Genomic DNA, 19,756 nt, shown 5'->3' on the forward strand with positions numbered 1-19,756 from the left:
TTCCACGATTATGTAAAAACCTATTATACGATTTCTAGTCTGGTTTGTGGTGTCACTAGCTTCGTGCTCTTAATTTGTATTTGGGCAGAAAAGAATAAGAAGGCGGTGAAGTAAAATGGCTAGAATAAGTGAAAGCGACATAAGGCAGTTATTTGAGGATTGCGGAGATGTTAACCTTGAACTTATTGGCGGCTTTCTTTTCATTTTCTGCCAAGGGATGTCCAATCGGGAGCAAATAAATGAATTAAGCACATGCAGTGCAGGCATTTTACGGCAGCATCCCACTACTTTAACATCGAATTGGAAGAATGAGCTTTCATCCTATGTGTTTAGTGGCAACTTACTTCTCTTCGACATGGATACGACATGCTTTTACCAGCACTATGTCGCAGATCCGCCCCAAAGAAACCCGGAAGAGTCTGTAATGGAGACGTCCTCCAAGGGAGCGCGCGACGGATTTACCGAAAGTATCAAGACCAATGTAGCGCTAATCCGCAAGCGATTGCTAACTCCGACACTCAAGGTTGAATCTTTTACAATTGGTGTCAGGAGTCAGACAGAGATATGTTTGCTCTACATTCAAGATATTGCTAATAAGGATGCTGTCGATGAGGCTCGAGAAAGATTACAGAACATCCACATCGATGCGGTTATTACTAGCTCTCAACTGGAAGAAGCCATATCGGATAAGACTATGTCGGTAGTACCGCTTATTGATAATACCGGGCGGCCCGATTTTGCCGCTGAGTATTTGATTGGCGGCCGTTTCGTAGTTTTGCTTAACGGCTCGCCACTTGCCATTATCGCTCCCATTACACTTACATCGCTTATGAAATCACCGGAAGACGGCTATTTCCGTGCAGTGATCAGTTCTTTTCAAAGGCTGATCCGAATATTTGGCTGCTATTTGGCTTTATTCCTTCCCGGCTTCTACATCGCGCTGATCGGATTCAATTTCGAGCAGATTCCACTGCCTTTGTTAGCGACAATTGCAACAAATCGGATCGGACTTCCGGTCTCACTTCCATTAGAGGCAATTATGGTACTCATCTTGTTTGAGTTGTTTAAAGAAGCAGGACTGCGACTCCCTAAGTCTGTAGGCCCAACGGTAACCGTCGTTGGCGGTATTATTATAGGTGATGCTGCCATACGAGCTGGTATTACGTCACCTACCGTAACTGTCGTGGCTGCGACAACAGTAATAGCTGGCTACACGCTGGTTAACCCAACGCTAAGTGGTATCGTATCAATCGCACGTATCGCCATAATGATCATTACATCTATTCTTGGCATGTTCGGGTTCTTCCTATCTATCTTTTTCGTCGTCGCCTATTTATCCGATCTCAAATCGTTCGGGATTCCGTATCTATCTCCACTTTCACCGCCATCATGGGCAGATATTACAGGCGCTCTGCTAAGGAAACCGGCGAATAAAATGAAAAAACGTGCGCAGAACCTCCATTTGCAGGACGATACGAGGATGAAGGACGGAAACTCATGAAGATGGCATTGAAATCGACTTTAATTGGCTGCATCATTTTATCCCTTTGTGGATGCTGGGACGGAAAGAACATTCAGTACTTCAATTTTGTTAATATGATTGGTATCGATTATATCGACGGAAAATATAAAATCTATGCGCAAATCAATAATCTAGCGTCAATGGCGAAGCAAGAAGGAACCGGAAACACTCCGAATCCGATTGTTGTTGGTGTAGGTAAAGGCGAAAGTATTGGGATGGCGATGTTCGATCTGCTGAAGGAAAACCAGATGAGAATGGATTGGACACAGACTAAAGTGTTTATATTTAGCGATCGCCTGCTTGCTAAGGGGATCTTCAATTTACATGATGACTTGATGCGAACTCGAGACCAACGCTATACCCCTTGGGTATTTGCTACGAATGAAGACCTCAGAAAGATTTTAAGCACAAAGCCTATTACTGGGAACTCCTCCATTAACACAGTGTATTACCAGCCAAATCTTTTATATAAGCAGATGCAATCCTCTTTTGAACCAGTGAATTATCAGAGGTTCATACGGGCTTCAAGGGAACCGTTCGAAACCATGCTGGTGGATCATATAAAACTCTCTGAGAGCTGGGATAAGGAGGGGAAGCCTTTTATACTGCCAGCCGTGAATGGCCTTGTCGCTTTGAAGAAAGGAAAGAGCGAAGCTAGATTCAATCGTAAAGAAGCAAGCGGAGTGAAATGGTTAAAGGAAAGAACATTACGCGGGATACTTCCCATGAAGGACGATCAAGGCATATTCGTTGGAACCGCAGTCCTAAAGAACAATAGGATAAAGAAAACAACAGCTTATAAAAACGGAAAACGATTTGTTAAACTAGACATTAACATGGACGCTTCCATTCGAGAGCAGAAGAAACCCCTCGGGCTGAATGAAATGAATATGTTGATTAAGAAGAATGTCATGGACGAAATTACTAAAACTTATGAAATTGGGAAGAAACGAGCGGTTGACATTTACTCCTTGAACGAAGTCTGGTATCGCAAAGGTCTGACCGTCAACGAAGATATACCTGAGCTTGAGTTGGATGTTAAAGTCAATCTCTTGGCTGCAAACATGTTCGAGTTACGGGACTAGTTCTTATGAAATGCCCCTGTACTTGAAATTGTTGGTAGGGTGGGAAGGGAAATAAATTTTTTATTATAATGAAGAAACAAAACAAAGGCCTAAAGGAAAGTTCCCTTGGGCTTATTTTCATATACCTAAGCTTGGCTAGGAGGCGAATGTATGGGGACCATTAAAAAGGAAAGTGCAAGGTACTTAAGAAAAAAAGTTCAAACATTCCGCAATATGCAATGAGAAATGTGGAGTCGGCAACTTGTGGGAAACATGAAAAAAGTCCGCGCTCGGTAAAGGAGCATGGACTTTTCTTTCTTCTTACCGGTAACGGAAGTGTTCGTGCGGAATGGAGCATTTATTTTGGATAAAATGGATTTGATTCTCGAGTCGGTTGCGCTGCTCTTCGGGACCTTCGAACTGTTCAAGCTCTTGGATCAGATTATGTAAATCATTGCCCGCATTCGCGCAGTCGTAATTGCTATCCAAATTGTTAAGCATCTGCTTCTCTCCTTAGGTTCCAAATTCCACATTCGGCGTAGTTTTTGGGCTTTTTTACTGACTAGTCGTATTTCTTTTGCTTGTCCTCGGAATTATTATAAACAAAAAGCAAAAATTGATGCGACTACTCCTTGGAAAGATAAAAATAAATGCCTAGCAGGCGTTTAATTTAGTTGTTTTGTGATTATGTATTTTTCATTTGGTACCTTATCGGTACCCTTGAATGTTTTTTTAAGCCTGTACCACTCAATATTTAAAGGTCTGTTATATAGTAAAACCTTGATATATCAAGGTAACTTTAAAACTGTCCTATAAATTAATACGACGGCCGTTTGCACGGCCGTCTCATGGGAGAGGAGAAACCGGACGAAGAGCTTATGGGGAAACGTAAGTCTTCTCCGCGGTTGTCTACGACATTCTCTGATGTCGATAGTTCAAGGATGACCGTTTTACAGGAAATTTATACATGGCAGGCACAAAATTTTTGTGTCAGAATAGGGCTTGTGGTACGATAGCAAAAGAATGAACCAGTTAGAAGGGGAAAAGCGCAAGATGAGAGTGATTTCAGGCAGTGCCAAAGGCAGGTCGCTAAAGGCGGTACCCGGTATCAGCACGCGACCAACAACGGATAAAGTGAAAGAAGCGATCTTCAGTATGATTGGGCCATATTTTGATGGCGGGCAGGTTCTCGATTTGTTCGCAGGCACGGGTGGGTTAGGCATCGAGGCTCTGAGCCGCGGGATGGATAAAGCGGTCTTCATTGATATTGAGAAGAAGAGCATTGAGACGATCCAGCATAATCTGCAAGTAGCCGGGCTCAAGGATCAAGCCGAGATTTACCGGACAGATGCCGCTCGGGCACTGAAGGCGTTAGCGAAAAGGGAGCAGCAGTTCCAATTGGTTTTTCTAGACCCGCCATATAAAATGAAAGTGATTGTGGATCTGATCAACGCAATGGAGACACAAGCGATTGTTGAGGCGAGTACCACAATTGTGGTGGAGCATGACGCGAAGGATGTTCTGGACGACATCATAGGCGGATTCAAGCAGCAAAGAAGAGCGGACTATGGAGATACCGCTGTTACGATTTACAAGCAATCTGTAGGGGATGAATAGGCTTTTGAGAGGAGATGACAGCATGATGAAACAAGAACACGGCATTACTGTAGCTGTATATCCGGGAAGTTTTGATCCGGTGACATACGGCCACCTTGATATTATACATAGAGCAGCGAAGGTGTTTGATAAGCTCATTGTTGCAGTACTGAATAACACGTCCAAAAACCCTCTTTTTACATTGGAAGAAAGAATGCAGCTAATCCGAACAGTGACGAAGGATCTGCCGAATGTAGAGGTGGATGGGTTCAGAGACTTGATGGTGAATTATATGAAGCACCGCAATGTGCGGTTGATTGTGCGCGGTCTTCGAGCTGTTTCTGATTTTGAATATGAGCTTCAAATGGCGTCAACGAATCACAAGCTCAACTCGGATGTGGAGACTTTCTTTATGACCTCGAAGCCCAAGTACTCCTACCTGAGCTCCAGTATCGTCAAAGAAATTGCGCGTTTTCATGGCCCGGTTGTAGATTTAGTACCTCCCGAGGTAGAAATAGCGCTGCAAAATAAATTTCCAAAAGCTTAAAGTAGCAGCGAACTAGTGGGCTTTTTTTCGAAAAGTGCTTATAAAAGAAGAAATGATAAGCATAGTGATGATCAAAAGAAGGAACTGAAAGAGGTTAACTCCCCATAAAGCCCATATCGAGCCGCCGTTCAGCTGAGATGCGAAATGTGTGTTCGTGTTTGATGTTTGATCCAACCAGAGAAAACTTGGTTCTGTGTCTATGAGAAGGAACTGTACAGGTTTCCAAAGTAAGATGGTACCAACAAAGGCAAGCACGGCGTGCAAGATGCGGGACTGGAAGAAAAAGCGGTAGCGTGCTTCTGTTTTTTGGTGAAAGCCAGCAACTTGCGCATGTGCGGACAAGCCGCCCCAGCCCAGAAATGCACTGATGAGCGCCATTTGTGGAAGTAAGGAGACACCTTGGGCTTGGCTCCAGGAATAGGCTCCGAGATGAATCTCCATCAGACCCATAATCCATTGTGATGATGTATCGGTGTGGACATTCAAAAAGCGCAAGAAGAAGAAAATCAAGGGCTCTAGGACTTCTGTAAGACGGGTAATGGTAATGACATTAATCAATACGGAAAAGATCATCATATATCCGCCGATGAGCATTAACGTTTGAACTGAGGAAATCACTGCATCGCCAAGGAGTTTGCCAAATGCTCGGCCGTCGTGCAGATAGGCTTGCCGCATCGTTGACAAGGCCATCTTCCAGATAGAACCTGACGATTTGGGAGTAACGCTCATTTGATCATCCGAAGGCTGCTCAGGCACTTTAGATATTTTAGGCAATCGCATCAAGAAGCCAGTGACAATAGCAGTTGTATAATGAACGATGGCAAGGATAAGACCAAGCTTCGCGCTGTGCAGAAAGCCGATACCCACAACCATGATTAAAAATAAAGGGCTGCACAGGTGGGATAAAGCGGTTAGACGTTCGGTCTCATCTCGCGAGATGAGTTTTTTTTCGCTTAGGGTGGCAGTAATTTTGGCTCCGCTAGGAAATCCTACAATTAGGCCTGAAGCTAACGCCCAACCGCCCACTCCGGGCAAACGGAATATCACTCTCATGAGTGGGTCTAGCAGAACGCCTGTCCCTTGAATGACGCCAAAACCAATCAATAGCTCGATCATAATGAGAAAAGGCAGCAGGGCAGGAAAGACGAGTTTCCACCAAATCGTAAGCCCCTCGAGCGAAGATTGAAACGCTTTGTCAGGGAAAAGTATGATAGACACAACTACGAGGGCAGTCAGAGAGCCCAGTACGAGCGTCGTCAGCTTGGGAGTGTAGCTTACTTTTGAAGGCTGCATGGTTTCACCTCATCCTTTAACATGCTTCATTTGTACGCAAAAAGGCAGAGGTTTAGACCAAGCTTTCATTCTTGTCCATTGGAAGATAGTCATTACATGTAGTAGGCATCAGGAAGGGGAACCTGCATGGAAAACGAAGAAGAGAATCGAATTCACACGTGGTCTAATGATTCCTATGGATATCCGAGAAGATCGTCGACGAGGCGTTATTTAGTTTCGGCGCTTGTCGGAATTGTCATTATTTATTTGTTGTTTTTTGTACGGTTACCATTCTTTATTTTCATGCCGGGAACAGCAGAAGAAATTAAACCGATGGTGACAATACCTAGAGGCTCTGATTTGGAAAAAGGAACGTTGATGCTCACGACGGTACGTGTAGCCGATGCCAATATGATTAACTATCTAATTGGTCTTGTTCACCCTTATGAAGAAATTCAGCCCAAAACGAGTGTTTTGCGCAAAGGGGAGTCCGAGCAAGAGTACACACAGCGCCAAGAATATGTCATGTTGACTTCGCAAGCGAGTGCTATTCAAGCCGCTTACACACATGCTAAGGTTCCATTTCACATCAATCATGAGGGCGTTATGGTGCTGCAGACGTTGCCGGGCCTATCGGGAGAGAAGGTGCTCAAACCCGGTGATGTGCTTCTGAAGGCTGGAGAGAAAGATGTGAAAGTGGCTCAGGATTTACTTGATGCATTAAAAGGGAAGAAAGCCGGAGAATCCATCACCGTTACCTTCGCTAGGAATAAGGTGGAACAGCAGGCAACACTGGCATTAGGAGCACTTCCTCTGCAACAAGGGGAAACGGGTGAACCTCGTGCTGGTATTGGCGTCGTTCCGGCTGATATGCAAGCAGTCAAAGCAGACCAAGAAGATCAACAGGTGTCGATTAAGGCTGGAGAGATCGGAGGGCCTTCGGCTGGTTTGATGTTCTCATTAGAGATTTTTAATCAACTGGTTCCAGAGGATATCACAAAGGGCTATCGCATTGCAGGGACAGGGACCATTGAAACCGATGGCACCGTGGGCCCGATCGGAGGCATTCAACATAAGATTATTGCCGCGGATCGGGAAAAGGCGGATTTCTTCTTTGCTCCCAAAGATGTGACGTACAAAGACGGGACTAAAATTACGAATTATTCCGATGCTGTCCAAAGAGCGAATCAAATTAAGACGAAGATGAAAATTGTTGAAATCGGCACGATGGATGACGCCCTGAAATATCTAGCGGCGCTTCCTCCGAAGTAAGCTCTTTGGGATGAAAGTAAATAGATTTATAATTGACAAAAGGCAATCAAACTGGATATAATAATCTTTGTTTGTTTGGGGTGATATAACATGCAGATTCGTTTTAGAGAGCTTTCTCTGAAAGGACACCCGGTCCATATGACGGAAGAGATGAATTTGACGGCTCCTTTTGAAGGGCGTCAAGATATCCTTCGCCATGGTCCTGTGCGTGTCGATCTTCTTGCATCGCATGAAGATGGAGTAGCCAAAGTTAACGGAACGTTAACGCTAGACTTGGAGTTAAGCTGTTCACGATGCTTAACGCACACGAATCAAACAATCGAACTTCCTTTTGAGGAAGTCTTCATGCAAAAGCCAGAGGAAGAAGACCCGGAACTTGACGAGGACATTCATTTGGTCGTTGGAGATAAAGTCGATTTAGAGCCGTACGTTGTAGAAAATGTAGTGGTCGGTTTACCGTACATACCACTTTGTGACGAAGCGTGCAAAGGTCTCTGTCCTGTGTGTGGAGAAAATCGCAATCTCCAGGATTGCGGCTGTAAGCAGGAGAAAATCGATCCTAGGCTTGCAGGTCTCGCGGACTTTTTTAACAAAGAATAAGGCAACGCCCGAAATTCGATGAAGGAGGTGTTTTGAATATGGCAGTACCTCAAAGGAGAACGTCCAAAACTCGTCGCGACAAGCGCCGTACTCACTTTAAATTGGAAGTTCCAGGCATGGTGAAATGTGAACAATGTGGAGAACTGAAGCTGGCACACCGCGTGTGCAAGTCTTGCGGAACTTACAAAGGTAGAGAGATCGTAAAAGCATAAGAATAAGCATAGTACTTCATCCTAGTGTGAGGTGCTATTTTTTTTGCTTTCTTTTTGGTTCTAAATTTAATATACTACAGTTTAGTATCTGGTAATAAGATGAGATCTCACGAGATAAGGTGGTGCTAGCCATCGAACGCCTTCCTAAACGACAAAGGCAGCAGCAATTGCTTCAAGCAATTGAAGCGAATCCTTTTATGACTGACGAGGAACTGATGCGAACGTTTCAGGTTAGCATCCAAACCGTCCGGTTAGACCGATTGGAACTAGGTATTCCTGAGCTGCGGGAACGCATGAAACACATGGCTGTCAAAACGTACGATCAAGTGCGTTCACTGTCCATTGATGAAGTCATTGGTGAAGTGATCGATTTACAGCTGGACCAAAGCGGTATTTCGATTTTTGAAATTAAAGAAGATCATGTTTTCTCAAGAACCAAAATTGCAAGAGGACATCATATATTCTCGCAAGCAAACTCCCTGGCCGTTGCCGTTATCGACGATCCGATCGCCTTGACTGCCTCAGCAGACATCCGGTTTATACGTTCTGTAAAGCTAGGAGAGAAATGTATCGCCAAAGCCTATGTGCGTTCCGTTTCCAAAGGGAAAGCAAGAGTTGAAGTGTCTTCCTACGTTGGCGATGAGGCTGTGTTCCGAGGTAATTTCGTGATCTTTCATTCGAAGAAAGAGCAACATCTAGAGAGGGAGGACAAGCTGCATGCGGATCGCGATTGATGCCATGGGCGGCGATAATGCCCCGAAAATTGTAGTGGAGGGTGCTTTAGCGGCGGCCAAAGAGTGGAAAGACGTACATATCATTTTGGTCGGCAACAGCGCTGTAATTGAAGCCCATCTCACAGAGAGACCGGCAAATATAAGTATCCGTCACACGGAGGAAGTCATTGAAGCGGAAGATGAGCCTGTGAAAGCAGTGCGACGAAAAAAAGACGCCTCCATGGTTGTAGCGGGTAAACTAGTACGGGAGAAAGAAGCGGAAGCGATGATTTCCGCTGGAAATACAGGCGCATTGATGACGACGGGCTTGCTCGTGGTTGGGAGAATCCCGGGCATTGAGCGTCCGGCTCTGGCGCCGATGATCCCGACAATGGATGGCAATGGTGTGCTTGCCCTCGACTTGGGTGCGAATATGGATGCTACGCCGGAGCAATTGCTCCAGTATGCAATCATGGGCAGCATTTACCGTTCCAAAGTGCATGGCATATCTAAGCCGCGTGTAGGCCTTTTGAACGTAGGAACAGAGGCTGCCAAAGGGAATGAATTAACCAAAACGGCATATCCTTTAATGGAGCAAGGACCTATTCATTTTGTAGGAAATGTCGAATCTTCTCAGGTTCTCCGCGCCAAATGCGATGTTATCGTATGCGACGGGTTTGCCGGGAATATTATGCTGAAATCGTTGGAGGGTGCGGCATCCGCCATTTTTTCGGCACTGAAACAGGAATTTACGAAATCGCTATTTACCAAGCTGGCAGCAGCGGTTTTGAAACCGGGTCTTACCAATTTCCGCAAGAAGTTGGACTATAACGAGCATGGAGCGGCACCATTCTTGGGGATAGATGGATTGGTCCTGAAGAGCCATGGTTCCTCCGATGCAAATGCCATTAAAAACGCGGTTCGCCAAGCTAGAATAGCTTTGCAAAATGATTTGGTTGGCACCATATCTGCCGAAATAAGCCATGGGAAGAGAGATATTACAACATGAACCTAATACCAGTTGGGGTACTTGGTACAGGGAAATATGTACCTGATCGCATATTAACGAATCAAGAATTGGAAACGATGGTTGAGACGAACGACGAGTGGATCGTCACGAGAACAGGCATCCGTGAAAGAAGGATTGCCGCTGAAGGACAAGCAACGTCCGATCTTTGTTACGAAGCGTCATTGATCGCACTGGCCAATGCCGGCATTACGGCAGACCAACTTGATCTGATTGTCGTTTCCACCATTACGCCGGATATGGCATTCCCATCGACGGCTTGCATCCTGCAAGAGAAGCTGGGAGCCAAAAAGGCGGCGGCATTTGATTTATCCGCGGCATGCTCAGGTTTCGTATATGGACTGGCTAATGCATCTAACTTTATTGCAACCGGAACTTATAAATATGCTCTTGTCATTGGTGCAGATTGTTTATCCAAGATTACAGATTATACAGACCGGAACACGTGCATTCTGTTCGGTGATGGTGCTGGAGCCGTTGTGATTGGCGAAGTGCCAGAAGAAAGAGGCTTCAAGTCCTTTGAGCTTGGTGCTGACGGCACAGGCGGACCGCTGCTCAAAATTGAGGGCGGGGGATCACGTAATCCTGCTTCACAAACATCGATCGATCAACGTATGCATTACATCTACATGGCTGGCGCTGAAGTTTTCAAATTCGCAGTGCGGATTATGGGGAACGCAGCAGATGAGGTTCTCAACAAAGCAGGCTGGGACAAATCGGATATTGATTTGCTAGTTCCGCATCAAGCAAACATGAGAATTATTCAAGCTTCCTTAAATCGACTGGAAATGACTGCAGATAAATGTATGATTAATCTCGATAAATACGGCAATATGTCGGCAGCCTCCATTCCTGTAGCGCTCGCAGAAGCTGCTGAGCAAGGCAGACTAACAGAAGGCGATCGCCTTGTGCTGGTTGGTTTCGGCGGAGGTTTGACTTGGGGCGCAACCGCGTTGGTTTGGTAGTTTAGTTCATTTTATACATGAAATTCATCTATTTTATTTAAAATCTATTGCCAAAGGGGATCCTATTCTCGTATGGGTAAAATTGCGTTTGTTTTTCCTGGCCAAGGCTCGCAGTCAGTAGGGATGGGCCATGATTTATACACGAATCATCCGGCTGCCAAAGCTTATTATGACCGCGCCAATGAAGCGCTGGGCTTTTCCTTGTCTGATCTGATCTTCCAAGGTCCGGAGGACCAACTGAAGATCACGTACCACACGCAGCCTGCCTTACTGACAACAAGCATCGCTTGTTTGGAAGCATTCAAGGCTGCGGGCATTACCCCGGACTATGTCGCTGGACATAGTCTGGGTGAATACAGCGCGCTCGTCGCAGCCGGCGTGCTCGCTTTTGAAGACGCGGTCCGCACGGTGCGGGCCCGCGGCGAGTTCATGGAACAGGCCGTCCCTGGCGGCCTGGGCGCGATGGCGGCCGTGCTCGGAGCCGAGCGCGAAGCGCTTGCGGAGCTGTGCAAGGCCATCACAAGCGGCGGCTCCGTCGTGGAGCTCGCCAATGTGAACTGCCCGGGACAGATCGTCGTATCGGGCAGCAAAGAAGGTGTGCAAGCGGTTGTCGAACGCTGCAAAGAAGCGGGTGCGAAGCGGGCGATCCCGCTTGAAGTGAGCGGACCTTTCCACTCATCGCTGATGAAGCCGGCTTCGGAGCGTCTCGCTGACGTGCTCGCATCCGTCGAGATGAGCGAGGCAGCCGTTCCCGTTGTGGCGAACGTTACAGCACGCCCTGTTACAGCTCCAGCAGAAATCCGCGGTTTGCTTGTCGAACAGGTATATTCCCCTGTATTATGGGAGGACACAATTGCGTACTTGATCAGCGAAGGTGTAGATACGTTTATTGAACTGGGATCAGGAACGGTGCTTGCCGGTCTGATCAAAAAGGTCGATAAAACGGTCAAAACCGTTTCGATTGGCAGCCTCGAAGCTTTGGAGAAGTATGTACAGGAGGTGCAATAACATGCTGACGGGTAAAGTAGCACTGGTAACCGGGGCATCCCGAGGCATCGGCCGAGCGATTGCTTTGCATTTGGCTGAGCATGGCGCAGATGTTGTTGTAAATTATGCAGGAAGTGAAGCCGCTGCTGAAGAAGTAGTAGCAGCAATTGAAGCAATGGGGCGCAAAGCCATCAAACTCCGCGCTGACGTAAGCAGTTATCAGGAGTCTGAGGAATTAGTTAAGCAAACCATTGAAAAATTTGGTAAGATTGATATTCTTGTGAATAATGCAGGTATCACAAGAGACAATCTAATCATGCGAATGAAGGAAGAAGAGTTTGATCAAGTCATTGCTACGAATCTGAAGGGTGTATTTAACTGTGTGAAAGCTGTTACTCGTCCTATGATGAAGCAAAGATTCGGTCGAATAATTAATATATCTTCTGTAGTCGGCGTGCTCGGAAATCCGGGACAGGCTAACTATGTAGCAGCCAAAGCCGGCGTGATTGGTTTAACCAAGGCTACGGCGAAGGAGCTTTCCACTCGGGGCATTACCGTGAATGCGGTGGCGCCAGGTTTTATCGAAACCGATATGACAGACAAGCTGTCGGCCGAGATGCGCGAGCAAATGTTGAAGCAAATTCCGTTGGAGCGCCTTGGTCAGCCCGAGGAAATCGCAAAGGTTGTCCGTTTCCTGGCATCCGACGATGCATCCTACATGACAGGCCAAACACTTCATGTGGATGGCGGCATGTACATGTAAGATTCGCCAAAAAGAGAATCTCCAAATTGCCTACTGGCAATCTGTCAAAGATTCTCGTATAATACCAAAGAGGAGGTGAACCGGATGTCCGACGTATTGGATCGTGTTAAACGAATTGTAGTCGATCGTCTAGGGGTTGATGAAGCTGAAGTCACCCTCGAAGCATCTTTCAAAGAAGATCTTGGTGCTGATTCTCTCGATGTAGTTGAATTAGTGATGGAATTAGAAGATGAGTTCGATTTAGAAATTTCAGATGAAGATGCTGAGAAGATTACGACAGTAGGAGAAGTTACGAATTACATAAAATCTCATACGTAATAGTCTACAGAGTCCCGTTTCTAATCAAGACGGGACTTCTCTCCATTCTCACCCAATAAAAAATGAAGATTCACTACATAGAAGGTGGTACAGATGAAAAGAGTTGTAATTACAGGTATGGGCGTAGTTACTGCCCTTGGTCAAGAGTTGGATACGTTTTGGGGCAATTTGACAGCCGGCAAGTCCGGTGTCAGCTTGATCGAGAATTTTGATGTAAGCGAATACCCAACACGCATTGCAGCAGAAGTGAAAGATTTTAATATTGAAGATTATGTGGATCGCAAAGAATCCCGCCGGATGGACCGTTTCGTACAGTTCGCGGTAGCAGGCGCTCTTAACGCTTTGAAGGACGCGAATTTGAACCTGAAAGAGGATACGGATCCAGAACGTGTCGGGGTTTCCGTTGGCTCCGGAATCGGCGGTTTGAATACGTGGGAAGAGCAGCATAGAATCCTTTTGGAAAAAGGTCCAAAACGTGTTTCTCCGTTCTTTATCCCAATGATGATCGCGAATATGGCTTCGGGCCACATTTCGATGGTTACAGGGGCTAAAGGGCCGAACTCCACAGCTGTGACAGCTTGTGCGACAGGAACGCATTCCATCGGTGATTCCTTCAAAATGATTCAACGCGGCGACGCGGACGTAATGATCTGCGGCGGAGCAGAGGCAACGATTACGCCGATTGGTGTGGCTGGTTTCTGTGCGCTGCGCGCGATGTCCACTCGTAATGATGAGCCGCATTTGGCAAGCCGTCCATTTGATACGGACCGTGACGGTTTCGTTATGGGCGAAGGATCAGGCGTTCTGATTCTGGAGTCGCTTGAACATGCGGAGAAGCGTGGGGCACGCATCTATGCGGAAGTCATCGGGTATGGGATGAGCGGTGACGCCTATCACATGACAGATCCGGATCCTGACGGAGCAGCACGTTGTATGGTGAAAGCGATCAAGGATGCTGGCATTTCGCCAGATGAGATTTCTTACATTAATGCTCACGGAACATCAACACCAGTTGGTGATAAGTCGGAAACAACAGCGATCAAGAAAGCGCTTGGCGATCATGCGTACAAAGTAGCGGTTAGTTCTACGAAGTCCATGACAGGGCACTTGCTTGGAGCTGCCGGAGGCGTTGAAGCCGTAATCTGTGGTCTGACAATTGCTAACAGCTTGATTGCACCAACGATTAATCTGGTGAACCAAGATCCGGAATGTGATTTGGATTACGTACCGAACCAAGCACGACAAGCAAAAGTTGATATTGCGATGTCCAATTCATTTGGTTTTGGCGGTCACAATGCAACGATTATTATGAAAAGGTTCCAAGCATAATTTGCCTGCCTGCGAAGAAAGATAACGAAATAGCATTCTCTCTGGGTGGTGAATTAAGCAATGAACCGCAATGTTAAGGAATTGCAGCAGCGGATTGGCATCACATTTCGAAAGTCAGAGCTGCTGAAGCAAGCTTTTACCCATTCTTCTTATGTGAATGAGCATCGTATTGCCGGACATAAAGATAACGAGCGTCTGGAATTTTTAGGAGATGCCGTATTGGAATTAACCGTTTCGGAATTTTTATATGATTCTTATCCCGGTCGTTCGGAGGGCGAGTTGACGAAGCTGCGAGCATCAATTGTTTGTGAGCCGTCACTCGTTACGTTTGCTGAAGATTTGGATTTTGGCGCATTTGTATTACTTGGTAAAGGCGAAGAGTTGACTGGCGGACGTAACCGCCCGGCTCTTCTTGCCGACGTTTTCGAATCCTTCATTGGTGCTTTGTATTTGGATCAAGGCATAGATGTTGTCAAAGGTTTTTTGAAGAAATATGTATTTGCAAATATCTCCAGTGAAGGTAAGTTGCTCGTTATTGATTACAAGACTCAGCTGCAAGAGCATACTCAGCATCATGGGATGGGTTCTCTGGAATACCGAATCGTGAATGAGCGGGGACCTGCGCATGAGCGTGAGTTTGTAGCTGAAGTACACATGGATGCCGACCTTCTAGGAACCGGAGCGGGACGTTCCAAGAAAGAAGCTGAGCAGCAGGCTGCTGCGCAAGCTTTGTTGAAATTGAATGTGACCGTTCAGCGGTAAGTCATATAGCATAAAGAGGCAGCTGCGGCTGCCTTTTTTGTTTTTTTCTCTTATTTTTAGAAGGGATATGTTACAATAATTTCTGAGGTGAGACCATGTTTTTAAAACGGATTGAATTATCCGGGTTTAAGTCTTTCGCAGACCGGACGGAGCTGGAATTTGTGCGCGGTATCACCGCAGTTGTAGGTCCGAATGGGAGCGGAAAAAGTAATATTTCCGACGGTATCCGGTGGGTACTGGGGGAACAAAGCGCGAAGTCCTTGCGTGGCGGTAAAATGGAGGATGTTATTTTTGCGGGTAGTGATGCGCGCCGGGCGGTCAATTATGGCGAAGTATCGCTGACACTGGATAACACTTCGCAATCGCTTCCGCTGGATTTCAATGAAGTAACGGTTACTCGCCGAGTACATAGGAGTGGGGAAAGCGAATATTTAATCAATAAGCAGCCCTGCCGCTTGAAAGATATAACGGAATTGTTCATGGATACGGGAATCGGGAAAGAAGCGTATTCGATTATCGGACAAGGACGTATTGAAGAAATTCTTAGTACGAAATCAGAGGATCGCCGTGGTATTTTTGAAGAAGCTTCGGGGATTGTTAAATATAAATCGCGCAAAAAGGAAGCGGAAAAGAAGTTAAGTGATACCGAGCAAAATCTGCTCAGGATTCATGATTTGGTTTCAGAATTAGAGGATCAAATTGAACCGCTGCGTGAGCAATCGGAGAAAGCGATTCGTTACAAGGAGCTGCGTGAAACGCTCAAAAGCAGTGAGATTGCGATGTATGTTCATCAGATTGATCAAATATATGTCTCATGGAATGAAGCTTCGCAGAAGCTCGAGAAGCTCGTAAAGGAGCAAACAGAGCTTTCAACCATTGTGAATCAGCATGATGCGCATTTGGAGAAGCACCGGTGGGAAACCCGCAGGCTGGAAGAGGAGCTGGAGAAGCTTCAAGAAAGTTTGCTTGTTCTGAGCGAGGAATTCGAGAAATGCGAAGGGCACGGCGAGGTACTCAAAGAGCGTAAAAAAAATTACGTTGCCAATTACCAGCAGCTTAGCAGCACAATTGCCTTGCAGGAACAGCGCAAAATAGACAAGGAAGCTGAGATTAGCGAGCAACGTGAGAAAATCATTCAAATCGGCGCGCAGCTTTTTGAGTTTCAAGCCAAGCTGACGGCCGAAGAACAACGGCTTTTAGGGGTTAACGGTGGAATTAGTTCTTCGCCGGAAGATCAACTGAAGGGTGAGCTCTTAGAGACCTTAAACCGGATGGCACAAGCCCGGAACGAAATTCGTTATGCTGAGCAGCAAACGGAAAGTATCGGGCGCAGGCTGGAAAGGCTTGATGATGAGCGGCAGAAATGGGCGGAGCAGCGCGAGAAAATCACCGTCCGCAAACAAGAATTAACGTTAAAACTGGAAACAACGGTTAAAGAAATCGAAGACGCCAGACAGCAGTATGTCCAGCTGACGCAAAGCTTGAAAAATAAGCAGGGCTTGCTCGATGATGCCTTGGGCATGGTCCGCAAATGGGAACAGAAGTTGGATGCATTAACATCACGCCGCGACACCATGAAAGAAATGGCCAACGATTATGACGGCTTTATGCAAGGTGTTAAAGAGGTGCTTAAAGCGAAAAGCCGCAAGGATTTGCGGGGGATTCGCGGTGCCGTCGCCGAACTCGTGAAAGTGCCGGCCGATGTGGAGATCGCGATTGAAACCGCTTTAGGCGGGGCTTTACAAAATATCGTCGTTGAAACGGAATCCGATGGGCGTGAAGCGATTGCGTTCTTGAAACGCCGTCAAATGGGACGGGCTACGTTCCTGCCGATGAATGTGATCCGCGGGCGGTCGATTTCGGACAACGAGATCAGCTCTCTTAAATCGGCAAAAGGTTTTGTAGGTATCGCAGTAGATCTAGTATCGTTTGATTCTACTTATCAAAACATTTTCTCTAGTCTTCTAGGCAATGTGGTTGTTGCCCAAACATTAGAAGATGCGAACCATATTGCTGCAAAAGCACAATATCGTTATCGGGTTGTGACGTTAGAAGGCGATGTGGTCAATCCCGGAGGCTCGATGACGGGGGGGAGTTTGCAGAAAAAGTCAACAAATCTGCTAGGCCGTCAGCGTCAAATCGAAGAGTTGGATAATGAAATCAAACACTCGGAGCAGCAGCTCAGTGGTTTGCGTGGTCAGACCAGCGTCATGAAGCGTGAAATTACGGATGAGATGATGGCTGTGGAGCAGCTTCGCCAACTTGGCGAGCAAAAGCGTATTGAAGAGCAGCAAATCCGCGCAGAATTAAATCCGCTGGAAGCGGAGAACCGCACGGTGGAGGAGCAGCTTTCCCTGGATAGCCAAGACAGGGGGGCGTTGCTGGAAGAGCAAACTGATCTTGCACGCAGGAAAACAGAGTCCGAAGCGGCGCTTGCCGAGCTGCAGGAAGAAGAAGCTTCCTTACAGCAAGCAATTCGTGATGCCGAAAATTCGCGGAAAGCCAGCGAATCCGAGAAAGAAGAGCTGCAAGGGCAGTTAACGGATCTCAAGGTGAAGGTGGCTTCCATTTCCCAAGAGAAGCAGTCTCTTCAGGATCAGCAGCGGCGGTTGCAGCAGGATCTCAGCGAGTCCGATCGAGAGATGGAAATGAATCGCGGGCTTCTGCAGCAGCTTGAGCAGGATATGAGCGCTCTTGAACAGGAAACAGTCCTTCAAGTAGAATTGCTTAACGATCTCAAACTGAAGAAGCAGCAGTGCACAGAGAGCATTGATTTTAAGCGCGCGGAGCGAACCGAATGGCTGCAAAAGCTCGAGCAGGAAGAGAATGAAACGCGTGCACAGCGCGTACAGTTAAAGCAGGTTGAAGAAAGCTTGCATCAAACCGAAGTGCGTGTAACTCGTCTGGATGTTGAACTGGAAAATTTGCTGAAAAAGCTTGGCGAAGAATACGAGCTTAGCTACGAGCTGGCCAAAGAACGATATCCGGTTCCGGAAGATATCCAGGGTACACAGAGCAAAGTGCGTGAGATTAAACGCGAAATTGCCTCCCTAGGCGAAGTCAACCTCGGTGCGATCGAGGAATTTGCAAGGATCTCTGAGCGTTACGAGTTTTTGAGCGCGCAGAAAAATGATTTGATCGAAGCCAAAACTACGCTTTATCAGGTTATTCGCGAGATGGATCAGGAGATGTCCAAGCGCTTCAAGACAACTTTTGATGCCATTCGTTCGCATTTTGGCGTTGTTTTTTCCAAATTGTTCGGTGGAGGACGCGCAGATTTGATCTTGTCAGAGCCGGAAAATATGCTGGATACGGGGATTGAAATCGTTGCCCAGCCGCCAGGCAAAAAGCTGCAAAATCTTCAGCTTTTATCAGGGGGAGAACGTGCGCTTACGGCAATTGCGCTGTTGTTCTCCATCATTCGGGTCAAGCCGGTTCCTTTCTGCGTATTGGATGAAGTAGAAGCTGCCTTGGATGAGGCGAACGTATCCCGTTTTGCGGAATATTTGCGCGAGTTCTCGGAAATGACGCAATTTATCGTCGTCACCCACCGTAAAGGAACGATGGAAGAGGCCGACGTGCTATACGGTGTAACGATGCAAGAGGGCGGCGTTTCCAAGCTTGTTTCTGTTCGATTGGAAGATGAGGAAGCGGAAATGTCAGCATCTTAATGAGCTTTTTATTTTGACAAACGCGCTCGTCCCATGGGACGGCGAAGTTGTTTATTCTTGGGAGGAACTATGAGTTTTTTTAAACGGTTAAAAGAGAGCATTTCGAGCAAGGCCGAAGCGGTAACGAATAAGTTCAAAGAGGGACTAAGCAAAACGAGAGATGTATTCGTTGAGCGTGTCGATGACTTATTTAGCCGCCGCAAAAAGATTGATGAAGATTTCTATGAAGAGCTGGAAGAAATTCTGATTGGCGCGGACGTAGGCGTGAATACGGTTCTTAAGCTCATTGATCAGCTTCGTGCAGAAGTGAAAAAGCGCAAAATTGAAGATCCCGCAGAGCTGCAGCCTATTCTTTCGGAAAAACTGATCGAGCTGCTGAAAGGTGACGCGGATGCTGGCCTGAATTTAAACCCTAATGGTTTATCCGTGATCTTGTTCGTTGGCGTCAATGGCGTTGGGAAGACGACAACGATTGGTAAAATGGCGCACATGTTTAAATCCCAAGGGAAAAAAGTGCTCATGGCTGCCGGTGATACATTCCGTGCCGGAGCGATTGAGCAGCTGGAGACTTGGGGGCAGCGTGTCGGCGTTGACGTGATTAAGCAGCAATCCGGGGCTGACCCTGCTGCGGTTATGTATGATGCTGTGCAAGCAGCCAAAACCCGCGGCGTGGATATTTTGCTCTGTGACACGGCAGGACGCCTGCAAAATAAAGTGAACCTGATGGAAGAGCTGAACAAAATTTACCGCGTCATCCAGCGTGAAGTACCGGATGCTCCTCATGAGGTTATTCTTGTGCTTGATGCGACAACAGGTCAAAATGCGCTCAGCCAGGCTAAGCTGTTCGGTGACAAAACCGGCCTGACCGGACTAGTACTCTCCAAGCTTGACGGAACAGCCAAGGGTGGTATCGTAGTGGCGATCCGTCAGGAACTATCCCTGCCTGTGAAGTTTGTCGGTCTCGGCGAAAAAATGGATGATCTTCAGCCTTTCGATTCCGAGCAGTTCGTGCATGCCTTATTTGGCAAATGGATCGGCGAGCAAAAAGAAGAATAGTCGCGATAAATTCTCCTCTGCCGATAGTCGGTTAGAGGGGGATTTTTTTGTTTGCGAACTGACAAGGTAAAACGCTTGAC

19 protein-coding genes are annotated in these 19,756 nt (G+C 46.7%); 17 read left to right on the plus strand and 2 right to left on the minus strand.

The window, feature by feature from the left end; genetic code table 11:
• Nucleotides 1–115 precede the first annotated feature (115 nt).
• Together PCH02S_RS33340 and PCH02S_RS33345 are read left to right on the plus strand one after the other, a co-directional pair.
• The gene (locus PCH02S_RS33340) at nucleotides 116–1,501 is read left to right on the plus strand and encodes a spore germination protein (RefSeq protein WP_127458413.1); all 1,386 of its coding nucleotides are present in this window, start codon (nucleotides 116–118) and stop codon (nucleotides 1,499–1,501) included.
• The gene (locus PCH02S_RS33345) at nucleotides 1,498–2,607 is read left to right on the plus strand and encodes a Ger(x)C family spore germination protein (RefSeq protein WP_127458414.1); all 1,110 of its coding nucleotides are present in this window, start codon (nucleotides 1,498–1,500) and stop codon (nucleotides 2,605–2,607) included. Before PCH02S_RS33340 ends, PCH02S_RS33345 begins: the two co-directional genes overlap by 4 nt.
• A gap of 300 nt (nucleotides 2,608–2,907) precedes the next feature.
• Here PCH02S_RS33345 and PCH02S_RS33350 read toward each other — a convergent pair whose 3' ends face one another.
• Nucleotides 2,908–3,087 carry a DUF2524 domain-containing protein gene (locus PCH02S_RS33350; protein ID WP_127452283.1) on the minus strand — a complete coding sequence of 60 codons (180 nt, stop codon included), beginning with the start codon at nucleotides 3,085–3,087 and terminating at the stop codon, nucleotides 2,908–2,910.
• A 552-nt stretch (nucleotides 3,088–3,639) separates the two neighbouring features.
• On the opposite strand from PCH02S_RS33350, the gene rsmD reads away from it, so the two are divergent.
• Together rsmD and coaD are read left to right on the plus strand one after the other, a co-directional pair.
• Nucleotides 3,640–4,203 carry a 16S rRNA (guanine(966)-N(2))-methyltransferase RsmD gene (gene rsmD / locus PCH02S_RS33360; protein WP_127458415.1) on the plus strand — a complete coding sequence of 188 codons (564 nt, stop codon included), beginning with the start codon at nucleotides 3,640–3,642 and terminating at the stop codon, nucleotides 4,201–4,203.
• 22 nt (nucleotides 4,204–4,225) lie between these two features.
• On the plus strand, nucleotides 4,226–4,729 hold the full coding sequence (gene coaD / locus PCH02S_RS33365; protein ID WP_127458416.1) for a pantetheine-phosphate adenylyltransferase: 504 nt from the start codon (nucleotides 4,226–4,228) through the stop codon (nucleotides 4,727–4,729).
• 12 nt (nucleotides 4,730–4,741) lie between these two features.
• Here coaD and PCH02S_RS33370 read toward each other — a convergent pair whose 3' ends face one another.
• Nucleotides 4,742–6,022 (minus strand): nucleoside recognition domain-containing protein, encoded by a 1,281-nt coding sequence (locus tag PCH02S_RS33370; RefSeq protein WP_127458417.1) that lies wholly within the window; start codon nucleotides 6,020–6,022, stop codon nucleotides 4,742–4,744.
• A 126-nt stretch (nucleotides 6,023–6,148) separates the two neighbouring features.
• Between PCH02S_RS33370 and PCH02S_RS33375 the strand changes: the two genes are divergently transcribed.
• The 13 genes from PCH02S_RS33375 to ftsY all read left to right on the plus strand — a co-directional run bounded on the left by PCH02S_RS33375 (nucleotide 6,149) and on the right by ftsY (nucleotide 19,676).
• Nucleotides 6,149–7,273 carry a SepM family pheromone-processing serine protease gene (locus tag PCH02S_RS33375; RefSeq protein WP_127458418.1) on the plus strand — a complete coding sequence of 375 codons (1,125 nt, stop codon included), beginning with the start codon at nucleotides 6,149–6,151 and terminating at the stop codon, nucleotides 7,271–7,273.
• A 90-nt stretch (nucleotides 7,274–7,363) separates the two neighbouring features.
• Nucleotides 7,364–7,873 carry a YceD family protein gene (locus tag PCH02S_RS33380; protein ID WP_127458419.1) on the plus strand — a complete coding sequence of 170 codons (510 nt, stop codon included), beginning with the start codon at nucleotides 7,364–7,366 and terminating at the stop codon, nucleotides 7,871–7,873.
• 38 nt (nucleotides 7,874–7,911) lie between these two features.
• Nucleotides 7,912–8,085, plus strand: coding sequence for a 50S ribosomal protein L32 (gene rpmF / locus PCH02S_RS33385; RefSeq protein WP_029195321.1), 174 nt, complete (start codon nucleotides 7,912–7,914; stop codon nucleotides 8,083–8,085).
• A gap of 119 nt (nucleotides 8,086–8,204) precedes the next feature.
• Complete coding sequence (fapR, locus tag PCH02S_RS33390) at nucleotides 8,205–8,819, plus strand: transcription factor FapR (protein WP_164819829.1); 615 nt, start codon at nucleotides 8,205–8,207, stop codon at nucleotides 8,817–8,819.
• Nucleotides 8,803–9,807 carry a phosphate acyltransferase PlsX gene (gene plsX / locus PCH02S_RS33395; protein WP_127458421.1) on the plus strand — a complete coding sequence of 335 codons (1,005 nt, stop codon included), beginning with the start codon at nucleotides 8,803–8,805 and terminating at the stop codon, nucleotides 9,805–9,807. The genes fapR and plsX overlap by 17 nt, the downstream gene beginning before the upstream one ends.
• Nucleotides 9,804–10,790 (plus strand): beta-ketoacyl-ACP synthase III, encoded by a 987-nt coding sequence (locus PCH02S_RS33400; RefSeq protein ID WP_127458422.1) that lies wholly within the window; start codon nucleotides 9,804–9,806, stop codon nucleotides 10,788–10,790. Before plsX ends, PCH02S_RS33400 begins: the two co-directional genes overlap by 4 nt.
• A 72-nt stretch (nucleotides 10,791–10,862) precedes the next feature.
• Complete coding sequence (gene fabD, locus PCH02S_RS33405; protein WP_127458423.1) at nucleotides 10,863–11,798, plus strand: ACP S-malonyltransferase; 936 nt, start codon at nucleotides 10,863–10,865, stop codon at nucleotides 11,796–11,798.
• A 1-nt stretch (nucleotide 11,799) separates the two neighbouring features.
• Entirely contained in the window at nucleotides 11,800–12,540 is a 741-nt protein-coding gene (gene fabG / locus PCH02S_RS33410) for a 3-oxoacyl-[acyl-carrier-protein] reductase (protein ID WP_127458424.1), read from the plus strand.
• 84 nt (nucleotides 12,541–12,624) lie between these two features.
• Nucleotides 12,625–12,858 carry an acyl carrier protein gene (gene acpP, locus PCH02S_RS33415; protein WP_028558238.1) on the plus strand — a complete coding sequence of 78 codons (234 nt, stop codon included), beginning with the start codon at nucleotides 12,625–12,627 and terminating at the stop codon, nucleotides 12,856–12,858.
• Nucleotides 12,859–12,951: 93 nt separating this feature from the next.
• Nucleotides 12,952–14,187 carry a beta-ketoacyl-ACP synthase II gene (fabF, locus tag PCH02S_RS33420; RefSeq protein ID WP_127458425.1) on the plus strand — a complete coding sequence of 412 codons (1,236 nt, stop codon included), beginning with the start codon at nucleotides 12,952–12,954 and terminating at the stop codon, nucleotides 14,185–14,187.
• Nucleotides 14,188–14,247: 60 nt separating this feature from the next.
• Nucleotides 14,248–14,949 carry a ribonuclease III gene (rnc, locus tag PCH02S_RS33425; RefSeq protein ID WP_127458426.1) on the plus strand — a complete coding sequence of 234 codons (702 nt, stop codon included), beginning with the start codon at nucleotides 14,248–14,250 and terminating at the stop codon, nucleotides 14,947–14,949.
• A gap of 95 nt (nucleotides 14,950–15,044) precedes the next feature.
• The gene (gene smc / locus PCH02S_RS33430) at nucleotides 15,045–18,620 is read left to right on the plus strand and encodes a chromosome segregation protein SMC (protein ID WP_127458427.1); all 3,576 of its coding nucleotides are present in this window, start codon (nucleotides 15,045–15,047) and stop codon (nucleotides 18,618–18,620) included.
• 69 nt (nucleotides 18,621–18,689) lie between these two features.
• On the plus strand, nucleotides 18,690–19,676 hold the full coding sequence (gene ftsY / locus PCH02S_RS33435) for a signal recognition particle-docking protein FtsY (protein ID WP_127458428.1): 987 nt from the start codon (nucleotides 18,690–18,692) through the stop codon (nucleotides 19,674–19,676).
• Nucleotides 19,677–19,756: the final 80 nt, after the last annotated feature.

The sequence above is a fragment of the Paenibacillus chondroitinus NBRC 15376 genome, from assembly GCF_004000765.1.
In the GTDB taxonomy this organism is placed as follows: domain Bacteria; phylum Bacillota; class Bacilli; order Paenibacillales; family NBRC-103111; genus Paenibacillus_E; species Paenibacillus_E chondroitinus.

Bases quoted from the DNA above. Each gene is read 5' to 3' on its own strand.
- fabF (WP_127458425.1), top strand. From the start codon at position 12,952: ATGAAAAGAGTTGTAATTACAGGTATGGGCGTAGTTACTGCCCTTGGT.
- rnc (WP_127458426.1), top strand. From the start codon at position 14,248: ATGAACCGCAATGTTAAGGAATTGCAGCAGCGGATTGGCATCACATTT.
- PCH02S_RS33345 (WP_127458414.1), top strand. From the start codon at position 1,498: ATGAAGATGGCATTGAAATCGACTTTAATTGGCTGCATCATTTTATCC.
- ftsY (WP_127458428.1), top strand. From the start codon at position 18,690: ATGAGTTTTTTTAAACGGTTAAAAGAGAGCATTTCGAGCAAGGCCGAA.
- PCH02S_RS33380 (WP_127458419.1), top strand. From the start codon at position 7,364: ATGCAGATTCGTTTTAGAGAGCTTTCTCTGAAAGGACACCCGGTCCAT.
- PCH02S_RS33375 (WP_127458418.1), top strand. From the start codon at position 6,149: ATGGAAAACGAAGAAGAGAATCGAATTCACACGTGGTCTAATGATTCC.
- PCH02S_RS33400 (WP_127458422.1), top strand. From the start codon at position 9,804: ATGAACCTAATACCAGTTGGGGTACTTGGTACAGGGAAATATGTACCT.
- fabG (WP_127458424.1), top strand. From the start codon at position 11,800: ATGCTGACGGGTAAAGTAGCACTGGTAACCGGGGCATCCCGAGGCATC.
- rsmD (WP_127458415.1), top strand. From the start codon at position 3,640: ATGAGAGTGATTTCAGGCAGTGCCAAAGGCAGGTCGCTAAAGGCGGTA.
- plsX (WP_127458421.1), top strand. From the start codon at position 8,803: ATGCGGATCGCGATTGATGCCATGGGCGGCGATAATGCCCCGAAAATT.
- smc (WP_127458427.1), top strand. From the start codon at position 15,045: ATGTTTTTAAAACGGATTGAATTATCCGGGTTTAAGTCTTTCGCAGAC.
- fabD (WP_127458423.1), top strand. From the start codon at position 10,863: ATGGGTAAAATTGCGTTTGTTTTTCCTGGCCAAGGCTCGCAGTCAGTA.
- coaD (WP_127458416.1), top strand. From the start codon at position 4,226: ATGATGAAACAAGAACACGGCATTACTGTAGCTGTATATCCGGGAAGT.
- PCH02S_RS33340 (WP_127458413.1), top strand. From the start codon at position 116: ATGGCTAGAATAAGTGAAAGCGACATAAGGCAGTTATTTGAGGATTGC.
- rpmF (WP_029195321.1), top strand. From the start codon at position 7,912: ATGGCAGTACCTCAAAGGAGAACGTCCAAAACTCGTCGCGACAAGCGC.
- PCH02S_RS33370 (WP_127458417.1), bottom strand. From the start codon at position 6,022: ATGCAGCCTTCAAAAGTAAGCTACACTCCCAAGCTGACGACGCTCGTA.
- PCH02S_RS33350 (WP_127452283.1), bottom strand. From the start codon at position 3,087: ATGCTTAACAATTTGGATAGCAATTACGACTGCGCGAATGCGGGCAAT.
- acpP (WP_028558238.1), top strand. From the start codon at position 12,625: ATGTCCGACGTATTGGATCGTGTTAAACGAATTGTAGTCGATCGTCTA.